Raw genomic sequence first — 18,157 nt, 5'->3', positions numbered from 1 at the left:
GCCGGTTCCGGATGCCTCCGGAACCGGCCCTGACCTACGACTCTCACGAGTCGGGATGACAGGATTTGAACCTGCGACCCCCTGACCCCCAGTCAGGTGCGCTACCAAGCTGCGCCACATCCCGATGCCGTTTGACCTGGGGTTTCCCCCGTCTGAACGCGCAGGGAAACCATACCGTACTCGGGCCGGTGATCGCGCACCGGTTTGTCGGGAGCCGACACACGGCGCGACGCTTGACCTGAAGTCTGATTGAGGTTGCACGGTGGTCGGTATGACGATCACCGAGGAACGCGGGCGCGCGTACACCCATGCGGACCTGCCCCGGCTGATGGGGCTGATGACCGGCGACGAGAAGCACGGGCCCGCGGCCACCTCCACGCTGGACGTGCTGTGGGTGCTCTACGACCGGGTGCTGCGGGTCGGGCCGGAGCGGGCGGCGGATCCGGACCGGGACCGGTTCCTGCTGAGCAAGGGGCACGGGCCGATGGCGTACTACGCGGTGCTGGCCGCGAAGGGCTTCGTGCCGGTGGCGTGGCTGCCCGGCTTCGGGTCGTACGACTCGCCGCTCGGGCACCATCCTGACCGGGTGCTGGTGCCGGGCGCCGAGATCGGCAGCGGGTCGCTGGGGCATGGGCTGCCCATCGCCGTGGGCACGGCGCTGGGGCTGCGGGCCCAGGGGCGGACCGGTCCTGCGGTGTGGGTGCTGGTCGGCGACGCCGAGCTGGACGAGGGCAGCAATCACGAGGCGATCGCCTTCGCCGGGCCGACCGGACTGGAGCGGCTGCACACCGTCGTCGTCGACAACGCCTCCGCCGGCCACGCCCGGCCCGGCGGGATCGCGGCCCGCTTCGAGGCGGCGGGCTGGTCGGCCGTGACCGTCGACGGCCGTGACCACGAGGCGCTGTACGCCGCCTTCACCGCCGCGCACCCGGGCCGCCCGCACGTCGTCGTGGCCCGCGTCGAACCCAAGTCCGGCTGATCTCCCCGTACTTCCCCAAGGAGGCTCGACACCCATGGACACCATGCGCGACCGCTTCGCCCCCGTCGTGACCCACCTGCTCGACGAGGATCCGCGGGTCGCGGTCGTCGTCGCCGAGATCGGCAAGGTCGCCTTGGCCGAGGCGATGCGCCGGCATCCGCACCGGGTGATCAATGTCGGCATCCGTGAGCAGTTGCTCGTCGGGGCCGCGGCCGGGCTGGCGCTGACCGGGATGCGGCCGGTGGTGCACACCTTCGCCAGCTTTCTGGTGGAGCGCCCCTTCGAGCAGGTCAAGCTGGATCTCGGGCATCAGAACGCGGGGGCGGTGCTGGTCAGCGCCGCCGCCTCGTTCGACTGGCCGGCCGGCGGCTATACGCACATGGCGCCGGGCGACGTGGCGCTGCTCGACACCCTGGACGGCTGGACCGTGCAGGTGCCGGGGCACCCGGACGAGGCCGAGACCCTGCTGCGGCACGCGGTCGCGGCCGGCGACGACAAGGTGTACGTCCGGTTGTCCGAGTCGGCCAACCGGCGGGGACACCGGGTCGACGGGCGGGGCCTGCGCACGGTCCGGGAGGGGCGCGCCGGTGTCGTCGTCGCCGTCGGTCCGATGCTGGACGCCGTGCTCGCCGCCACCGAGGGGCTCGAGGTCACCGTCCTGTACGCGACGACGGTGCGGCCCTTCGACGCGGCGGCGCTGCGCCGGGCCACCCAGGCGGCGGGCACCGATGTGGTCCTCGTCGAGCCGTATCTGGCCGGGACCTCGACGGGGGCGGTGAGCGAGGCGCTGGTCGACGTCCCGCACCGGATCCTCGGGCTCGGGGTGGGGCGGCGCGAGCTGCGGAAGTACGGGACCGTCGAGGAGCATGTCGCCGCGCACGGGCTGGACGCGGCGAGCCTGCGGGAGCGGATCGGGGCGTTCGTCGCCGTGCCGGCCCGGGCCTGAGCGGCGCGCGGGCCGTTGCCCGCTCCCCCGCCGTCCGCCGCTGGCGCTGTCGCCGTCGGGTCGTGCCACGGCGACGCCCAGCGGATCACGGGCCGCCCGGCAGCCCCACCGCCGGGTGGGCCTCCAGGAGCCGGGGCGGGGCCGCCTGGCGCCAGGAGTCGGCGAGGATGTCCCGCAGTTCGGCCTCGTCGTCCAGCGCGGCGAGCCGGGCTCTGACCCAGGCGAACTGGGCCTCGTGTCCGGCGATCCAGAACTTCTCCGGCTCGGCCAGCACCAGTTCGTCGCGCTCCTCCTTGGGGCAGCGCACGGCGAGGGAGGTCTCGTCCTCGGGCAGCGTGGCGAACATCTTCCCGGCCACCCGGAACGTGGGCATGCTCCAGGCGGTCTTCTCGGTCGTCTCGGGCAGGGACAGGGCGATACGGCGTACGTCTTCGGCGTCCGGCATGACAGGCACGGTAGCCGCCGCCACTGACAGCGGCCCGCTCACCCGGCACAGCCCGGTACGGAACGCTCACGTCCGGGCGGCCTCGTCCAGTGCGTCCAGCACCGGCCGGATCAGCGGGTGACCCTCGGCTCCGCGCCGTACCGCAGCGAAGACCCGGCGGGTCGGGGCCACTCCGTGCACGGGACGGACGACCACGCCCGACAGGTCCATGCCGCGCAGCGCCGAGCGCGGGACGAGCGCCACACCGGCGTCGGCCGAGGCCAGCGCCACGACCGCGCGGAAGTCGTCCGAGGAGTGCTCCAGGCGCGGCTGGAACCCGGCGCTCTCGCAGGCCAGGACGACCACGTCATGGCAGGGGTTGCCCGGGTACGGGCCGATCCACGGGTCCTTGGCCAGTTCGGCGAGCGGGACGACGGCGGCGCCGGCCAGCCGGTGGTCGAGCGGCACGACCGCGTCGAAGGGCTCGGCGTACAGCGGGACATGGGTCAGGCGCGGGTCGTCGGCGGGTGGGGCGCCGCGGTACTCGACGGCGACCGCCACGTCCACCTGCCGGTCCAGGACCATGGGCACACTGGCGTCGCCCTCGGCGTCCCGGACGCGGATGCGGATGCCGGGCGCGGTCCGGGCGAGGCGGGCCACCGCCGGGGCCACGACCTGGGCGATCCCGGTCGCGAAGGCGGCCACCGTGACCGTGCCCGCCTCGCCGGAGCCGTACGCGGCCAGTTCCGCCTCGGCCCGCTCCAGCTGGGCGAGGACGGCATTGGTGTGGCCGAGCAGGATCTCCCCGGCCGGGGTGAGCCGTACGCCCTTGGCGCTCCGCTCGACCAGGCGGTGGCCCGTCTCCTGCTCCAGGGCCGCGAGCTGCTGGGAGACCGCGGAGGGAGTGAGGTACAGCGCGGCGGCCGCCGCCGTCACCGTACGGTGGTCGGCCACCGCCCGGAGGATATGGAGCCGCCGCGCCTCGATCATGCGGACGATTATCGCAATATGTCCGGGCCGCTCACGCCGCCAGCGCGGCCCGAGCCGCGACGAACGCGTCGACCGCGCGGTGCACGTCGTCCGTGGAGTGCGCGGCGGACAACTGGACCCGGATGCGGGCCTGGCCCTGCGGCACCACCGGGTAGGAGAAGCCGATCACGTACACGCCCCGCTCCAGCAGCAGTTCGGCCAGCCGGCCCGCCTCCGCGGCGTCGCCTATCATCACCGGCGCGATGGCGTGGTCCCCGGGCAGGACGTCGAAGCCCTCCTCGGTCATCCGGCGGCGGAACAGCGCGGTGTTCTCGGCGAGCCGGACCCGCAGGTCGTCCGCCGACTCCAGCAGGTCGAGGACCTTCAGGGAAGCCGCGGCGATCACCGGGGCGAGGGTGTTCGAGAACAGATACGGCCGGGAACGCTGGCGCAGCAGGGCGACGATCTCGGCGCGCGCGGCGACATAGCCGCCGGAGGCGCCGCCGAGGGCCTTGCCGAGGGTGCCGGTGACGATGTCGACGCGGTCCGTGACGCCGTGCAGCTCGGGTGTGCCGCGCCCGGTCGGGCCGACGAAGCCCACGGCGTGCGAGTCGTCGACCATGACCATGGCGTCGTAGCGGTCCGCGAGGTCGCAGATCTCGCGGAGCGGGGCGACGTATCCGTCCATGGAGAAGACGCCGTCGGTGACGATCAGGCGCCGGCGCGCGTCGGCGGCCTCCTTGAGCCGGGCCTCCAGGTCGGCGAGGTCACGGTTGGCGTAGCGGAGGCGGCGGGCCTTGGACAGCCGGATGCCGTCGATGATCGAGGCGTGGTTGAGCGCGTCGGAGATGACGGCGTCCTCCGGGCCGAGCAGTGTCTCGAAGACGCCGCCGTTGGCGTCGAAGCAGGAGGAGTACAGGATGGTGTCCTCCTGGCCGAGGAACGCGGACAGCCGCGCCTCCAGCTCCTTGTGGACCTCCTGCGTCCCGCAGATGAAGCGCACCGACGCCATGCCGTAGCCCCAGCGGTCCAGGGCGGCGTGGGCGGCGGCGACGACCTCGGGGTGGTCGGCGAGGCCGAGGTAGTTGTTGGCGCAGAAGTTGAGGACCTCGCCGGGCCGGCCGCCGGCGGTGACGCCGATGGTCGCGGACTGCGGGGTGCCGATGACCCGCTCGGGCTTGTGCAGGCCGGCGGCACGGATCTCGTCGAGGGTGGCGCGCAGGTCGTCGCGTACGGAGTCGAACATGAGGGTCTCCATCAGATGCGGGGGCGAGTGAGGCGGAGGGGTGCGCGGAGCGGGGCGGGCTTCAGGCGGTCCAGTCGAGGATGACCTTGCCGCCCTTGCCGCCGGCCGCGTCCGCGAACGCCGCCTCGAAGTCGCGGTAGCCGTACCGGCCGGTGATCACCGGGGCGAGGTCGAGGCCGCCCTCCAGCAGGACCGACATCGCGTACCAGGTCTCGAACATCTCCCGGCCGTAGATGCCCTTGATCGTGATCATCGAGGTGACGATCCGGGCCCAGTCCACCGGGAACTCCTCGGCGGGCAGACCCAGGACGGCGATCCGGCCGCCGTGCGTCATATTGGCGATCATGTCCCGCAGGGCCTCGGGGCGGCCGGACATCTCCAGACCGATGTCGAAGCCCTCGCGCAGCCCCAACTCCCGCTGCCCGTCGGCGATCGACGCGCCGGAGACGTTCAGCGCGAGGCTCACCCCGATCTTGCGGGCCAGGTCCAGCCGCTCCTCGCTGACGTCGGTGACGACGACGTTGCGGGCGCCCGCGTGCCGGGCCACCGCGGCGGCCATCAGACCGATCGGCCCGGCGCCGGTGATCAGCACGTCCTCGCCGACCAGCGGGAAGGACAGGGCGGTGTGCACGGCGTTGCCGAACGGGTCGAAGATCGCGGCGACATCGAGGTCGACGGGGACCCGGTGCACCCAGACATTGGCGGCGGGCAGGACCACGTACTCGGCGAACGCGCCGTCGCGGCCGACGCCCAGGCCGACCGTGGCCCGGCACAGATGGCGGCGCCCCGCCAGGCAGTTGCGGCATCTGCCGCACACCAGGTGGCCCTCGCCGCTGACCAGGTCGCCGGCCCCGATGTCGGAGACGTCCCGGCCGGTCTCCACGACCTGGCCGACGAACTCGTGGCCGATGACGAGCGGCGTGCGGATCGCCTGCCGCGCCCAGCCGTCCCAGGACCGGATGTGCAGGTCGGTGCCGCAGATCCCGGTCCGCTGGACCTTGATCAGCACGTCACCGGACCCGACGGCGGGCTCCGGGACGTCCGTGAGCCACAGTCCGGGCTCCGCCTTCTCCTTGACCAGCGCCTTCAACGCTACGGCTCCTGTGGGTCGGGTCCCGGCCGCGGGCAGGCCGAAGGAGCCCGCGGCGGGGACGAGAGTGGATTCCCGTAGCAATCTGCCGCATGCGCGAGGCCCGGTCCATCGAGGTTTTCTTAACCGCCGCCACAGCTTTCCTGAACGCGCTGCCGGGCCCGCTCGGCTCACAGTGGCAGGCCGTCGGCCTCGCGTCGCTCCAGCCGTACGGCGAGGTCGGCGGCCGTCGACTTGACGGTGTCGAGACTGGTCCGCCCCCAGTGCCGCGGTACGAGGTCGGCGACGCACACCGTGCCCAGCACCGTTCCCGTGCTGTCGACGAGCGGCGCGCCCAGGTAGGCGTGGATGCCGAACGTGTCGACGACCGGGTTGCCCGCGAAGCGCGGGTAGTCGCGGACGTCCTCCAGGACGAGTGCCTTGCGCCGGACCATCACATGGGGGCAGAAACCATGGTCGCGGGGCAGTCGGCGGCCCATCACGGGCCTGTCGTGTCCGCCGTGCCCGCCGTGTCCGGTCAGCCCCGGCGGCCGGATGGCCGGGGTGCACAGGCCGGCGAACAACTGCCGCTCCTCGTTGATGAAGTTGACCATGGCGTACGGTGCGTCCGTCAGCTCGGCGAGCTGGTACACGAGGGCGTCCAGCGCGGGCTCGGGCCACTCCCCCAGGCCGAGTCGGCGCAGTCGCCGCACGCGGGCGGGCGCGTCCCGGTCCTCCGGTGTGACCAGCAGCCCCCTGGCCGGCCGTGGCGGCTCGTAGCTCATGGCCGGGCTCCGTCCCTGCGGGCGTACCTATGGGCGTCCCTCATATATGTGCTCCATGAGCGGTGTGCGGGTTTCACCTGTGGGCGCCGTGGCTGGGTGCCGGGGCCGGGGTGTGCGCGATCAGGTGGCGTACGAGGGTGAGCAGTGTCTGGATGCCGGAGCTGGAGATGCGCGCGTCGCAGCGGACGACGGGGATCGCCGGATCGAGGCCGATGGCGGCGCGCACCTCCTCGGGCTCGTAGCGGTGGGAGCCGTCGAACTCGTTGATGGCGACGACGAAGCCGAGGCCGCGCTCCTCGAAGAAGTCGACGGCGGCGAAGGAGTCTTCGAGCCGGCGGGTGTCGGCGAGGATCACCGCGCCGAGCGCGCCCTCGGACAGCTCGTCCCACATGAACCAGAACCGTTCCTGCCCGGGCGTGCCGAACAGGTACAGCACGTGCTCCGGGCCGAGCGTGATGCGCCCGAAGTCCATCGCCACGGTCGTCTCGACCTTGTTCTCGATCCCGTCGAGGTCGTCGGTCGCGGCGCTGACCGTGGTGAGGAGTTCCTCCGTGCTGAGCGGCGCGATCTCGCTCACCGCCCCCACGAAGGTCGTCTTGCCCACTCCGAACCCGCCCGCCACCAGGATCTTGAGCGCGGTGGGGAACGGGTCAGAGCTGTCGTCGTAGTCCATCGAGCACTGCCTCCAGCAGAGACCGGTCAGTGGGGTTGTGGTGGAAGGCGGGGGGCTTGGCGGTCAGCGCCCCGCAGTCGACGAGGTCCGCGAGCAGCACCTTGGTGACGACGGCCGGCAGCCGCAGCTGGGCGGCGATCTCGGCGACCGAGACGGGTGCACGGCACAGGTCGAGCACCTGGGCGTGCTCGGGGCCGAGATAGCCGAGGGTGTCGGCGCCGGTGGCCATCACCTGCGACAGCAGATCGAGCGCGATGGTGGGCCGGGTACGGCCGTTGCTGACCGTGAAGGGACGCACGAGCCGTCCGGCCGCATCGTCGAGCCACGGCCCTTCACCGGCCGCCGTGACGCTCAAGGCCTCATCGCCGGGGGTTCGTCGGCGTGCTGCCGGGCCGCGGTCACCAGGTAGGGGCGGACGCTCTTGATCAGCATCGCCATCTCGTAGCCGAGCACCGCGGCGTCGGCCTCGCGGCCGGCCATCACGGCGAGGCAGGTGCCGGAGCCGGCGGTGGTGACGAACAGCAGGGTCGAGTCGAGTTCGACGACCACCTGGCGGACGTCCCCGCCGCCGCCGAACCGGACGCCCGCGCTGCGGCCGAGGGAGTACAGGCCGGAGGCCAGGGCCGCCATGTGGTCGGCGCTGTCGGGCTCGAGTCCGTGGACGGACTTCACCAGCCCGTCGCAGGACAGGAGCACCGCGCTGGTGGTGTGCGGTACGCGCTGCACCAGGCCGCTCATCAGCCAGTCGAGGTCGGATACCTGGGCGGTCGGCACATCACTCGCCATGATGGATCGGCTCCTTGGGGTCGTGCTGGGTGTGGGGGTGCGGGGTGTGGGGGTGTGGGGGTGTGGGTGGAGACGGGGGCGGGGACGAGTGTCGTCATCCCGTGGGTGCGCTCCCGTCGGGGCGGACGCTCGGATCGGAGTGGAACGCGCGGGCGTGCGGCTCGGGTGCGGCGGCGGTGTCGGTGTGCGGCGCCGCACCCAGGTAGCCGCCCTCCACGTAGACCGCCTCCGCGTTGGCCGCGTCCATGTGGGTCGCGTCCGTGGGGGCCGCGTGTGTGGGGGCCGCGCGTGTGGGGGCCGCCTCCGTGTGGGGCCCGTCCGTATGCGACCCGTCCGTGTGGGCCGCGGCCATGTGCTGTCCCTCTGTGTGGGCCCTCTCTCTGTGGGCCAGATCCATGGGGAGGGCGTGGGTGTGGGTCACATGGGTGTGGGCCGCGGTGTGGCGCGCCGCGTCCGGTGGCGCTGCGTCCACGTGCGCTGCATCCATGTGCGCCACGTCCGTGTGCGCTGCGTCCCTGTGCGGCCGGTGCGTGGGGGGCGCCTCCACGGACGCCCCGTCCATGTGGGCCCCCTCCAGGTAACTCCCCGGTACGGGCGCCCCCTCTGGGTGGGCCGCGCCCATGTGAGCCGCGTCGATGTGGGCCACGCCCATGTGGAGCGGCTCCGTGTGGGGCGGCTCCGTGTGGGGCGGTGTCGACTCCATGTCCTGCTGGGCCTCGGCGAGTCCGATGCCCCGCTGGAAGGCCGCCATCAGGCCGGGGTCGTGTCCGCCGAGGGTCTCCGGCCCGGGGCGTGGGGCGGGGCCGCCGCGCAGTTGGGGCGCGATGTGTTCCTGGGCGCGGCGGCGCGGCAGCCGGGGCCGGTCCATGGTGCCGCGCACGGTGCCGCCGCGCGGGGTGGGCACCATGCCCGCCTGCCGGTCGACGGACCACCGGTCGCCGGACCGGATGCCGGGCACGGCCTCCGCCGGGTTGGGCCGTTCCTCATGGGCACCGCGCACCGGCAGCGGCGCTTGCGCACCGCCGTCGCCTGCCGCGGGCGCCGTGGCCCCGGCGGCTCCCGCAGACTCCGTGGCTCCGTCGGCTCCCGTGGCTCCGGTCGAGTCGCGTGCGGCGTGGCGCCGTCGGCCGGTCGACGGCTCGGGGGGAGCGCCCGGTCGCCCGGTCGGCCCGCCCGCTGGTTCGGTGGTCCTGGACTCCCCGGGCGGGCTCCACGCCTCGCCCGGAGCCGCGCCCGAAGTGCCGGTGTCGCCGGGCCCGTTCCAGGTCCCGGCCGCCCCTGCCCCGCGGCTTCCTTCCGTGGACCGGCTCCGCTCTCCCGCCGGGACCGCGGTGGGAGCCGTCCCCCGGCTGCCGGATGGTGCGCCCGGTGCCGTCCCCAACAGGGCCTGCGGGACGACGAGTACGGCCTGGACGCCGCCGTAGATGTTGGTCTGCAGACGGACGTTGATGCCGTGCCGCCGGGCGAGCTGGGAGACCACGAAGAGTCCGATCCGGCCGTCCGCGAGCAGGCTGGCGACGTTGACCTGGTCGGGGTCGGCGAGCAGGGCGTTCATCTTCTGCTGCTCGGCGAGCGGCAGTCCGAGGCCGCGGTCGTCCACCTCGACGGCGAGCCCGGAGGTGACGAGGTTGGCGCGGAGCAGCACCTGGGTCTGCGGGGCGGAGAACACGGTGGCGTTCTCGACGAGTTCGGCGAGCAGGTGGATGACGTCGGCGACGGCGTGGCCGCGCAGTTCGCCGTCGATCGGCGGTACCAGCTTGACCCGGGAGTACTGCTCGACCTCGGCGATGGCCGAGCGCAGCACCTCGGTCATGGACACCGGGTTGCTCCACTGGCGGCGGGAGACGGCGCCGCCGAGCACGGCGAGGTTCTCGGCGTGGCGCCGGATGCGGGTGGCGAGGTGGTCGACGTGGAAGAGGCCCTTGAGCAGGTCGGGGTCCTCGATCTCGTTCTCCAGCTCGTCGAGGATGGAGATCTCCCGGTGCACGAGGGACTGCAGCCGCCGGGCGAGGTTGACGAATACTTCCAGTTTCTGTTCGCTGCCGGCCTGGCTGGAGAGCTGGGCGGCCTGGACGACGGCGTGCACGGCGCCGTCATGGGCGCGGGACAGATCGGCGGCGAGCAGTTCGAAGTCGTCGGCGTCCGCGGGCGGTCCGCCGCGCGGCTTGCGCGGTGGCGCCCCGTCGCCCCGTCGCAGGCTCTCCACGAGGGCGCGCAGGTCGGCCTCGCCTCGCGCGGTGCTGCGGCGCAGCGCGGCGAGGCGGTCGCTCACCGCGCGGGCGGCGCGGTCCGCGGCGACGGCGGCGATCGCGATGCCGGCCACGGTCACCGAGACCGCTCCGGCGAGCACGCTCCACAGGGCGAGGTCGGGTCGTGCGCCGGTGGCGCGGACGGTGAACAGGACGGCCGCGCTCGCGCTGAGCGCGACCGCGAGGGGCGGCAGCACGGCGAGGCGCAGGAGTTGGGGCCGTACGTGCGCCTCGGGCAGCGCGGGAACGGGGCGGGTCACCGGTCGCCCGTGCCGGCCGCCCTCTCGGCGGTCGGCGCGGGGGGCCGGTGCACGGAGGTGAGACATCGGTGTCCTCGTACTCGTCCGTCGGGCCGGTTTCCTCGCGCGGGGTGCACGACGTGGGCATGCGCCATCGCGGTGCCGGTCGAGGGGGCCGATGACGTGCGGCATCCGGCCCTGCCCGGCCGACGGACACTGACAGTAGTCGTCTGTGTGTCACGTGCGGTGGGCAGTTGGCGAAGTCTCCCGCGTTGGGTCCCGCTCTGGTATGAGAGCTCGTACGGCAGCCCGATAATCCGGCGGGGAACGCGAAATCGAACCGAAAGATACCGATCTGACCTAGTCAGAAGCGGTCATGAACAGTCGGCGAGGACGGGGGGACCCTCGCGCTCCGACCCTCACGAGACGCCCGCTTCCTCCCTCTTGTCCGTCTCCGGCCGTTCGGCCGGGCAGCCTCGCCCGCACCCCGTGCACCTCGGACCCCACCTCGGAGCGTCACCGGGCGTGTCTGCCGACCGACGGCTCCGGCCGGGCAGCGACGGCCGGCTCCCGGGGGCCGCCGGCGGGCCGCCTTCGCGGCGCACGGATCGCGGTACGGCAGTTCGGCGTCCCCGGCTTTCCTTCGCCTCGCGTTCGGCGCTGCCGCGCCAAATGCCGGTCATGATCCGGATTCTCCTGCGCGTAACCGCGGATCGCTTTCCCGTGCAAGGAAAAGCGGGCAAGCGGGCGGCACGCGGTCACTCAAACGGACAGTGGGCCGCGGGAAACGGGCGGACGACCCGTAGCAAACCCGGAAATGCCCTGTCCGGGCGAGGAGTTGCCGACCGGCCCGCGCCGTGCGCCGGATCGGGGCGACGGATCGGGGCACCGGATCGGGGCTGCAGAAAAGTTCAGAGCTTTGTCTGAGGTTTCCCTGCCCAATTTGCCGCCTTTCCGAAGAAGGGCACCCAAGCGAAAGTGATATGACGTCAATACAGTTTTCCCAAGCGCTCCTTCCCGTCCACCTGCTGTCCCACCCGAGTGCGTCTTGGAGCAGAGCATGTCCCATGTTCCACCGGATGCCGGACCCGCCGCCCCCGTCGCCGAGCGTCATCGAGCCCGCCTGCTGCGCTATGTGACGCGGTACGCCTCGGGCGACCGGCACCGCGCCGAGGACATCGTGCAGGAGACCATGCTGCGCGCATGGCTCACCACCGACGAACTGGACCAGCACGGCGACCAGCGCCTGCAGGCCTGGTTGTTCCGCGTCGCCCGCAACCTCGCGATCGACGCCCATCGCCGGGACCGGGCGATTCCCGTCGGCATCAGCCCGGACGACCTCCCGCACCCGGCCCATGCCACCGGCGACATAGCCGACCTCGTGGTGGACCGGCACATGGTGCACAAAGCCATGGCGCGGCTGACGCCCGAGCACCGTGAAGTGCTGTTCCACGTCCACGTCGACGACTGCACCCGTGCCGAGGCCGCCCGTGTGCTCGGTGTGCCGCCGGGCACGGTCAAGTCGCGCAACCACTACGCGCTAGAGGCCCTGCGCCGCGAGTTCCGGACCGGGTGAAGGGGACCGACCACCGATGAGAAACACCGACCCCTTCGTCTGGTTCCGGGAGCACAGCGACGCGTTGTTCCGCTGGCTCGGCTTCATCGGACTGGCCGTCCTGTGCTTCGTCCTGCTGCGGTACTGGGCGCTGCGGTGGGGCGGCTGGCGGGCCTGGGCGGCCCGGCTGGCCCGTGAACTGGCGCTGACGGCGGCCGCGTTCGCGGACCCGCTGCGGTCCTGGCTGCGGCACCGCAGCGCCCTGCGGCTGCTGGCGCGGCGGCTGCGCGAGCCGACGACCTGGCAGGACGCGGAGCGCGCCCTGGCCGCGGCGCGCGCCGGGGACCTGCCGGGCCGGCCCTATGCGGTGCTGGTCGGCGCCCGCACCGTGACGGTGCTGCTGGCCGGCCGGGCGGCGCCCGAGCCCTGGACCGTCGCCCGCGCCGAGCTGCCGCCGGTGACCCCGCAGGCGGCCGGCGCCCGCCCGATCGTGGTCGCGCTCGGCACCCAGCGCGGCGGCGGGGAGCAGCAGTGCGCGTTCCTCGACCTGTCGGTGGGGCCGCCGGTGCTGTCCGCGGCCGGTGACGAGAAGGCCTCGCGGGCCCTTCTCCAGGCGCTCGCCGCGCAGTTGGACGCGCGGCTGCCGCGCTCCCTCGTGGTCGTCGCGGAGGGCGTCCACCGCCGCCACCCCGGGCAGCCGGTGCGCACCGCGTACCGGACCGCCCGGGACACCCGGCACCCGCTGGGCCTGGCACCCGTGCTGGTCACCACCGCACTGCCCGACCCGCTGCCGCCGGAGCTGGCGGCGCCGCCCGGCGCCGAACCCGCGCTGCGGGTGCTCGTGCTCGGCGAGGCCCGCGGCTACGCACGGCTGCTGGTCACCGAGCGGCACGGCCGGGTCGCCGTCATGGGCACCCCGCTGCTGCCCCGCTGCGACGGGCTGGGCAGGGCCGTGGCCCGGGTGCTGGACACCCTGCCGCCCGTGCCGGTGCCCGCGACGGCCACGGACGCGGCCGCCGGTCTCCTCGAAGCGGGCGACCTGTTCGAGGAGGAGGCGGAGGACGAGCGGGCCACCGCCCGGGAGCAGCAGCCGTCCGCCGCGGGCGCGGGCCGCCGTGCGCCCGGCGGCGCCGCGGAGCAGTCCGCACCCACCCGTACGAGCCCCCGCACCACGGAGCCGGCCCCGGCCGCGAAACGGACCGCCACGTGAAACTGACGCTCACCACGATCGACTCCGCCGCGCGGCGCGCGGATCACCTCCTCGACCTGCCCGAGGGTGCCACGGTCGGCGAACTGGGCGCCGCGCTGGGCTCGCGGCGGCTCTACCTCGGCGACCGGCCGGTCAGTCCCGACACGGCGGTCGGGGCCAGCGGCATCCGCGCCGGAGCCGTCCTCGGCCTGGGCGCGCCGGTGGCGGCCGAGACCGCGGCCCGGGTCTGGGAGCCGCCGCCCGGTGACCCGGCGCTGGTGGAGGTGCGCCATGTGGGCGGCCCCGGTGCGGGCCGTACCTGGCGGCTGGGTCCTGGCAGCCATGAGATCGGTACCGACCGCGGCTGTGCGCTGCGGCTGGCCGGCGGCGACGCTCCCGAGCGTGGGGTGTGGGTGACCGTGGGCACGGACGGCACCCTCACCGTCCGGCTGCCCGGCGATGCCGATCCCGCACGCCACGGGCTGCGCAGTCTCACCCCGCCCCCGCCGGTCGACCCGGAGACGGGCACCCCGCTGACCTCCGAGGAGCCCGCCGGACCAGTGGACGGCGGCCCCGGCGGGCACACCCCGGAACCGGCCCCGCCCGGCCGGGACGGGCTGCCGACCCCGCCGCCGCTGCCCGCGCCGGGCCACCGGCCGCCGCCGGACGACGGTTCGCAGGAGTGGCCGCCGTACGCCGATCTCGCGCTCGGCGACCATCTGCTGCGGCCGGCGGATCCGTTCGAGCCGGACGCGGCAGTCAACGTCTCGGCGGACGGGTTCGCGGTGGAGTACAACCGTCCGCCGCGCATCACCCCGCACCTGGACACCGAGTCGATCCGGATGCAGGGCCCGCCCGGCGAACGCAAGAACCGGCCCTTCCCGTTCGTGATGATGATGACGCCGCTCGTCATGGGTCTGGTCATGATGAGCCTGTTCCGCACCTTCTACTTCGTCGTCTTCATCTTCTTCACCCCGCTGATGGCGATCGGGAACTGGCTGACCGGGCGCCGCTCGGGCCGCAAGCAGCAGCAGGAGGCGCTGCGGCTGTACCGGCTGCGCCGGGCGGCCCTGGAGCTGGAGGTCCGGGACGCCATCCTGGACGAACGCGAGCTGCGCAATCTGACCTTTCCCGACCCGGCGACCGTCCTGCTGACCGCGACCGGCCCGGGCGGCCTGCTGTGGCAGCGCAGGCGCCGCGACCCGGACCATCTGACGCTGCGGCTCGGCACGGTCACCCGGCCGTCCCTCAAACGCATCGACGATCACGCCCGGGAGGCCAACCACCGGCAGGTGCACTGGCGGCTCGCCGATGTGCCCTACGGTCTGGAACTCGCCGACCTGGGTGTGGCGGGCATGGCCGGGCCGGGCGGGCTGCCGCGCACGCTGGCGTGCTGGGCGGTGGCGCAGGCGGCGGTGCTGCACAGCCCGCGTGACCTGCGGTTCGTCGTGCTCACCACGGAGGAGCACGCGGCGCAGTGGAACTGGGTGCGCTGGCTGCCGCATCTCGGCTCCGGGCGGCCGGGCAGCAGCCTCGTCGCGGTCGGCAACGACCCGGAGAGCACCGCGCATCGCGTGAACGAGCTGGTGGCGGACATCCAGGCCCGTATCACCGCCCGGGGCAACAGCGCGCTCGGGCACAGCCTGTCGCGTGAGCCGGACGTGCTGGTGGTGCTCGACGGGGCGCGCCGGCTGCGGGACGTGCCCGGGATGGTGCAGGTGCTCACGGAGGGTCCGGGCGTACGGGTGTTCAGCCTGTGCGTGGACGAGCACCAGCGGCTGCTGCCGGAGGAGTGCACCGCGGTCGTCACCACCGGGGGCAACCGGCTGACGGTACGGACCTCGGGGGTGCCCGTGGTGCAGGAGGTGCGGGCGGATCTGGTCGAGCCGGGGTGGTGCGAGGAGGTGGCGCGCGCCCTGGCGCCGGTGCGGGACGTGACCGTCGACAGCGACTCGGGGCTGCCGTCCGACGTGCGGCTGCTGCCGCTGCTCGAGCAGGAGCCGCCGGATCCGGCCGCGTTGGTGGCCCGGTGGGCGCGCCGGCCCGCGTCGACGGCGTTCGTGCTGGGTGCCGGGTACGAGGGGCCGCTCCGTCTCGACCTGGTGCGCGACGGCCCGCACGGGCTGATCGGCGGCACCACCGGATCCGGCAAGTCGGAACTGCTGCAGACCATGATCGCCTCGCTGGCCGCGGCCAACCGTCCGGACGAGCTGACCTTCGTCCTGGTCGACTACAAGGGCGGCAGCGCCTTCCGGGAGTGCGCCGAACTGCCGCACACCCTGGGCATGATCACCGATCTGGACGGTCATCTCGTGCAGCGCGCGCTGGCCTCGCTGGACGCGGAGCTGCGGCGCCGGGAGCGGGTGCTGGCCGGTGTGGAGGCGAAGGACCACGCCGAGTACCGGGCCAAGCGGGCGCGGGATCCGCAGTTGCCGCCGCTGCCCAGGCTGTTGCTCGTGATCGACGAGTTCGCCACTCTGGTGCGCGAGCTGCCGGACTTTGTCCCGGGGCTGATCAGCCTGGCGCAGCGCGGGCGTTCGCTGGGGCTGCACCTGATTCTGGCGACCCAGCGGCCCGGTGGCTCGGTCAGCCATGAGATCCGGGCCAACACCAACCTGCGGATCGCGCTGCGGGTCACGGACCGCGCGGAGAGCCAGGACATCATCAACGCCCCCGACGCGGTGAGCATCTCCCCCAGTCTGCCGGGCCGGGCGCTGGTGCGGCGTGGCTCCGACGCGCCGACTCCGTTCCAGACGGCCTGGGCCGGGGCCGAGCGGGACGGGGCGGCCGTGCCGCGCACCGCGTCCGGGCGGCCGGTGCGCGGGGTGGAGGTGACGTGGCAGCGGCTGGGCCGGCCGACGGAACTCACCGCCGGCGAGGAGGAGCAGCTGGTGGAGGTGTCCGCGCAGGAGCCGCTGACCGATCTGCGTGCCCTGGTGGAGGCGATACGGGAGGCGGCCGAGCTGCTCGACGACTTCGTGCCGCAGCCCAGTCCCTGGCTGCCGCCGCTGGCGGACCGGGTGGACGCGGCGGAGCTGCCGCCGGTGCCGCCGGTTCCGCCGGGCGCCCTCCCGCCGGTTCCGTATGCCCTGCTGGACGTTCCGCAGCTCCAGGAGCGGCGGCTCGGCACGGTCGACTTCGCCACCTTCGGGCATCTGTATGTGATCGGCTCGCCCCGCTCGGGCCGCACCCAGGTGCTGCGCACGGTGGCGGGGTCGGCGGCGCTCGCCATCTCCACCGCGGATCTGCATGTGTACGGCATCGACGCGGCGGGCGGCGGGCTGAGCGTGCTGGAGTCCCTGCCGCACTGCGGGGCGGTGGTCTCCCGGCACGACACCGAGCGGCTGGAGCGGCTGATCGCCCGTCTCAACCTGGAGTTGACGGCCCGTCAGCGGCTGATCTCGCAGCACGGCTGTGCCGATCTCGCCGATCTGCGGGCCAAACTGTCCAAGGAGCGCCGGCCCGCGCGGCTGCTGCTGCTCATCGACGGCTGGGACGCGCTCGGCGCGATGCTCGACGACTACGACGGCGGCCGGGTCTACGCCGAGGTGGTGCGGCTGCTCCGGGAGGGGGCGGCGGCCGGTATCCATGTGATCGCCACGTCCGAGCGGGTGCTGCTGGCCGGCCGGCTCGCCGCGCACAACGACCACCGGCTGCTGCTCAGGCAGGCCGATCCCAGCGACTACAACGTCGCCGGTCTGACCCGCGCCAAGGTTCCGGCGCACATCCCGTCGGGGCGTGGCTGGCTGGCGCCGGAGCGGATCGAGGCGCAGATCGCGTTGCTGCCCGCCGAGGACGGTGCCGATCAGGCGGACGCGGTGCGTGAGATCGGCCGGCGCACCACCGCCCGGGACGCGGCGGTCGCCGATGCGCGGCGTCCGTTCCGCATCGAGGAACTCCCGGCGATGATCGGGTTCCAGGAGGCCATGGACCTGGTGCCGCAGGCCGCGCGCCGGCCGCTGTGGGCGCTCATCGGGGTGGGCGGCGACGCCGGTGAGCCGCTCGGCTACGACTTCGCGGCGAGCGGCGGCTCGTTCATGGTGGCCGGTCCGCCGCGCACCGGGCGCAGCACCACGCTCGCGTCGATGTGTGTCTCGCTGCTGCTCGGCGGCACCTCCCTGGTCGTACTGGCGCCCCGTGACTCGCAGTTGCGGCAGTTGGCGGCGCACGACCTGGCCCGGGTGGTCACGGATCCGGATCCCTCGGCGGAGTCGGTGACCGAGGCGTTGCGGGCGACGGCGGGGCGGCCGGTGGTGGTGGTCGTGGACGACGCCGATCTGCTGCTGAGCTGCCGGGCGGACAAGGTGCTGCGGCAGGTCGCCACGTCGGGCCGGGACCACGGGCAGGGGCTGCTGCTGGCCGGTCTGCCGGAGTCGATGAGTTCGCTGGGCTGGGTCGGCATGGCGCGGCGGTCGCGGCGCGGCATTCTGCTGGGTCCGAAGAGCATCGGCGAGGGCGATCTGATCGGGGTGCGGATCTCTGCCGAGCAGGTGCGTACTCCACTGGTTGCCGGCCGCGGCTGGACGGCGAGTGAGTCTGGTGCGGCGATCACTGTGCAGGTGCCGCTGACCGTGCTGAGCGCTCCGCTGGCGGGGGCGTGATGGGGCGCTGTCGTAACTGGTCTGGAGTGACCGTGACATGCCGTCAGTCGGCTGCGGCAGCATCGTGGCCGATCGCGCAGTTCCCCGCGCCCCTTCGGGGGCACGGACCGACACCACCGCCGTCAGCCGACCGCAGCGCCGCCGTAACTGGCACGTCGGTCGACCGCAGCAGCGTCGTGGCCGATCGCGCAGTTCCCCGCGCCCCTTCGGGGGCACGGACCGACACCACCGTCGCCAGCCGGCCGCGGCGCCGCCGTAACCGGCACGTCGGTCGACCGCAGCAGCGTCGTGGCCGATCGCGCAGTTCCCCGCGCCCCTTCGGGGGCACGGACCGACACCACCGTCGCCAGTCGACCGCAGCGCCGCCGTAACCGGCACGTCGGTCGACCGCAGCAGCGTCGTGGCCGATCGCGCAGTTCCCCGCGCCCCTTCGGGGGCACGGACCGA

General features: G+C 73.7%; 14 protein-coding genes and 1 tRNA gene. 5 read left to right on the top strand and 10 right to left on the bottom strand.

Annotated features, from left to right (window positions below):
• Positions 1–50 precede the first annotated feature (50 nt).
• Positions 51–124 (bottom strand) — tRNA-Pro (locus CTZ28_RS24320).
• 147 nt (positions 125–271) lie between these two features.
• Between CTZ28_RS24320 and CTZ28_RS24315 the strand changes: the two genes are divergently transcribed.
• Together CTZ28_RS24315 and CTZ28_RS24310 are read left to right on the top strand one after the other, a co-directional pair.
• A complete protein-coding gene (locus CTZ28_RS24315) occupies positions 272–979 on the top strand; it encodes a thiamine pyrophosphate-dependent enzyme (protein ID WP_121891864.1) in 708 nt (235 codons plus the stop codon).
• 34 nt (positions 980–1,013) lie between these two features.
• Positions 1,014–1,925: a transketolase family protein gene (locus CTZ28_RS24310; RefSeq protein WP_121891803.1), complete on the top strand. Its 912-nt coding sequence runs from the start codon at positions 1,014–1,016 to the stop codon at positions 1,923–1,925.
• A gap of 85 nt (positions 1,926–2,010) precedes the next feature.
• On the opposite strand, the gene CTZ28_RS24305 is transcribed toward CTZ28_RS24310, so the two are convergent.
• The 9 genes from CTZ28_RS24305 to CTZ28_RS24265 form a co-directional block, all read right to left on the bottom strand.
• On the bottom strand, positions 2,011–2,370 hold the full coding sequence (locus CTZ28_RS24305; RefSeq protein ID WP_183154556.1) for an MmcQ/YjbR family DNA-binding protein: 360 nt from the start codon (positions 2,368–2,370) through the stop codon (positions 2,011–2,013).
• A gap of 66 nt (positions 2,371–2,436) precedes the next feature.
• Complete coding sequence (locus tag CTZ28_RS24300) at positions 2,437–3,339, bottom strand: LysR family transcriptional regulator (protein WP_121891801.1); 903 nt, start codon at positions 3,337–3,339, stop codon at positions 2,437–2,439.
• A 31-nt stretch (positions 3,340–3,370) separates the two neighbouring features.
• A complete protein-coding gene (locus CTZ28_RS24295) occupies positions 3,371–4,564 on the bottom strand; it encodes a glycine C-acetyltransferase (RefSeq protein WP_121891800.1) in 1,194 nt (397 codons plus the stop codon).
• A gap of 61 nt (positions 4,565–4,625) precedes the next feature.
• Positions 4,626–5,654 carry an L-threonine 3-dehydrogenase gene (gene tdh, locus CTZ28_RS24290; RefSeq protein WP_121891799.1) on the bottom strand — a complete coding sequence of 343 codons (1,029 nt, stop codon included), beginning with the start codon at positions 5,652–5,654 and terminating at the stop codon, positions 4,626–4,628.
• Between the two features lie 170 nt (positions 5,655–5,824).
• A complete protein-coding gene (locus CTZ28_RS24285; protein ID WP_121891798.1) occupies positions 5,825–6,418 on the bottom strand; it encodes a GAF domain-containing protein in 594 nt (197 codons plus the stop codon).
• A 73-nt stretch (positions 6,419–6,491) separates the two neighbouring features.
• On the bottom strand, positions 6,492–7,091 hold the full coding sequence (locus CTZ28_RS24280; protein ID WP_121891797.1) for a GTP-binding protein: 600 nt from the start codon (positions 7,089–7,091) through the stop codon (positions 6,492–6,494).
• Entirely contained in the window at positions 7,069–7,446 is a 378-nt protein-coding gene (locus tag CTZ28_RS24275; protein WP_121891796.1) for a DUF742 domain-containing protein, read from the bottom strand. Before CTZ28_RS24275 ends, CTZ28_RS24280 begins: the two co-directional genes overlap by 23 nt.
• A complete protein-coding gene (locus tag CTZ28_RS24270; protein ID WP_121891795.1) occupies positions 7,443–7,877 on the bottom strand; it encodes a roadblock/LC7 domain-containing protein in 435 nt (144 codons plus the stop codon). The genes CTZ28_RS24275 and CTZ28_RS24270 overlap by 4 nt, the downstream gene beginning before the upstream one ends.
• A gap of 94 nt (positions 7,878–7,971) precedes the next feature.
• Positions 7,972–10,386, bottom strand: coding sequence for an ATP-binding protein (locus tag CTZ28_RS24265; RefSeq protein WP_398656617.1), 2,415 nt, complete (start codon positions 10,384–10,386; stop codon positions 7,972–7,974).
• Positions 10,387–11,425: 1,039 nt separating this feature from the next.
• Here CTZ28_RS24265 and CTZ28_RS24255 point away from each other — a divergent pair.
• Genes CTZ28_RS24255 through CTZ28_RS24245 form a run of 3 tightly spaced genes read left to right on the top strand, consistent with a single transcriptional unit; the run spans position 11,426 to position 17,710 of the window.
• Complete coding sequence (locus CTZ28_RS24255) at positions 11,426–11,941, top strand: sigma-70 family RNA polymerase sigma factor (RefSeq protein ID WP_121891793.1); 516 nt, start codon at positions 11,426–11,428, stop codon at positions 11,939–11,941.
• Between the two features lie 16 nt (positions 11,942–11,957).
• Positions 11,958–13,130 carry a hypothetical protein gene (locus tag CTZ28_RS24250; protein ID WP_121891792.1) on the top strand — a complete coding sequence of 391 codons (1,173 nt, stop codon included), beginning with the start codon at positions 11,958–11,960 and terminating at the stop codon, positions 13,128–13,130.
• The gene (locus CTZ28_RS24245) at positions 13,127–17,710 is read left to right on the top strand and encodes an FtsK/SpoIIIE domain-containing protein (protein ID WP_121891791.1); all 4,584 of its coding nucleotides are present in this window, start codon (positions 13,127–13,129) and stop codon (positions 17,708–17,710) included. The genes CTZ28_RS24250 and CTZ28_RS24245 overlap by 4 nt, the downstream gene beginning before the upstream one ends.
• Positions 17,711–18,157: the final 447 nt, after the last annotated feature.

It is taken from the genome of Streptomyces shenzhenensis (assembly GCF_003688995.1).
Lineage (GTDB): Bacteria > Actinomycetota > Actinomycetes > Streptomycetales > Streptomycetaceae > Streptomyces > Streptomyces shenzhenensis_A.
The sequence above is the reverse complement of the archived record's forward strand: the minus strand, read 5'-3'. Positions and strand labels throughout refer to the sequence as shown.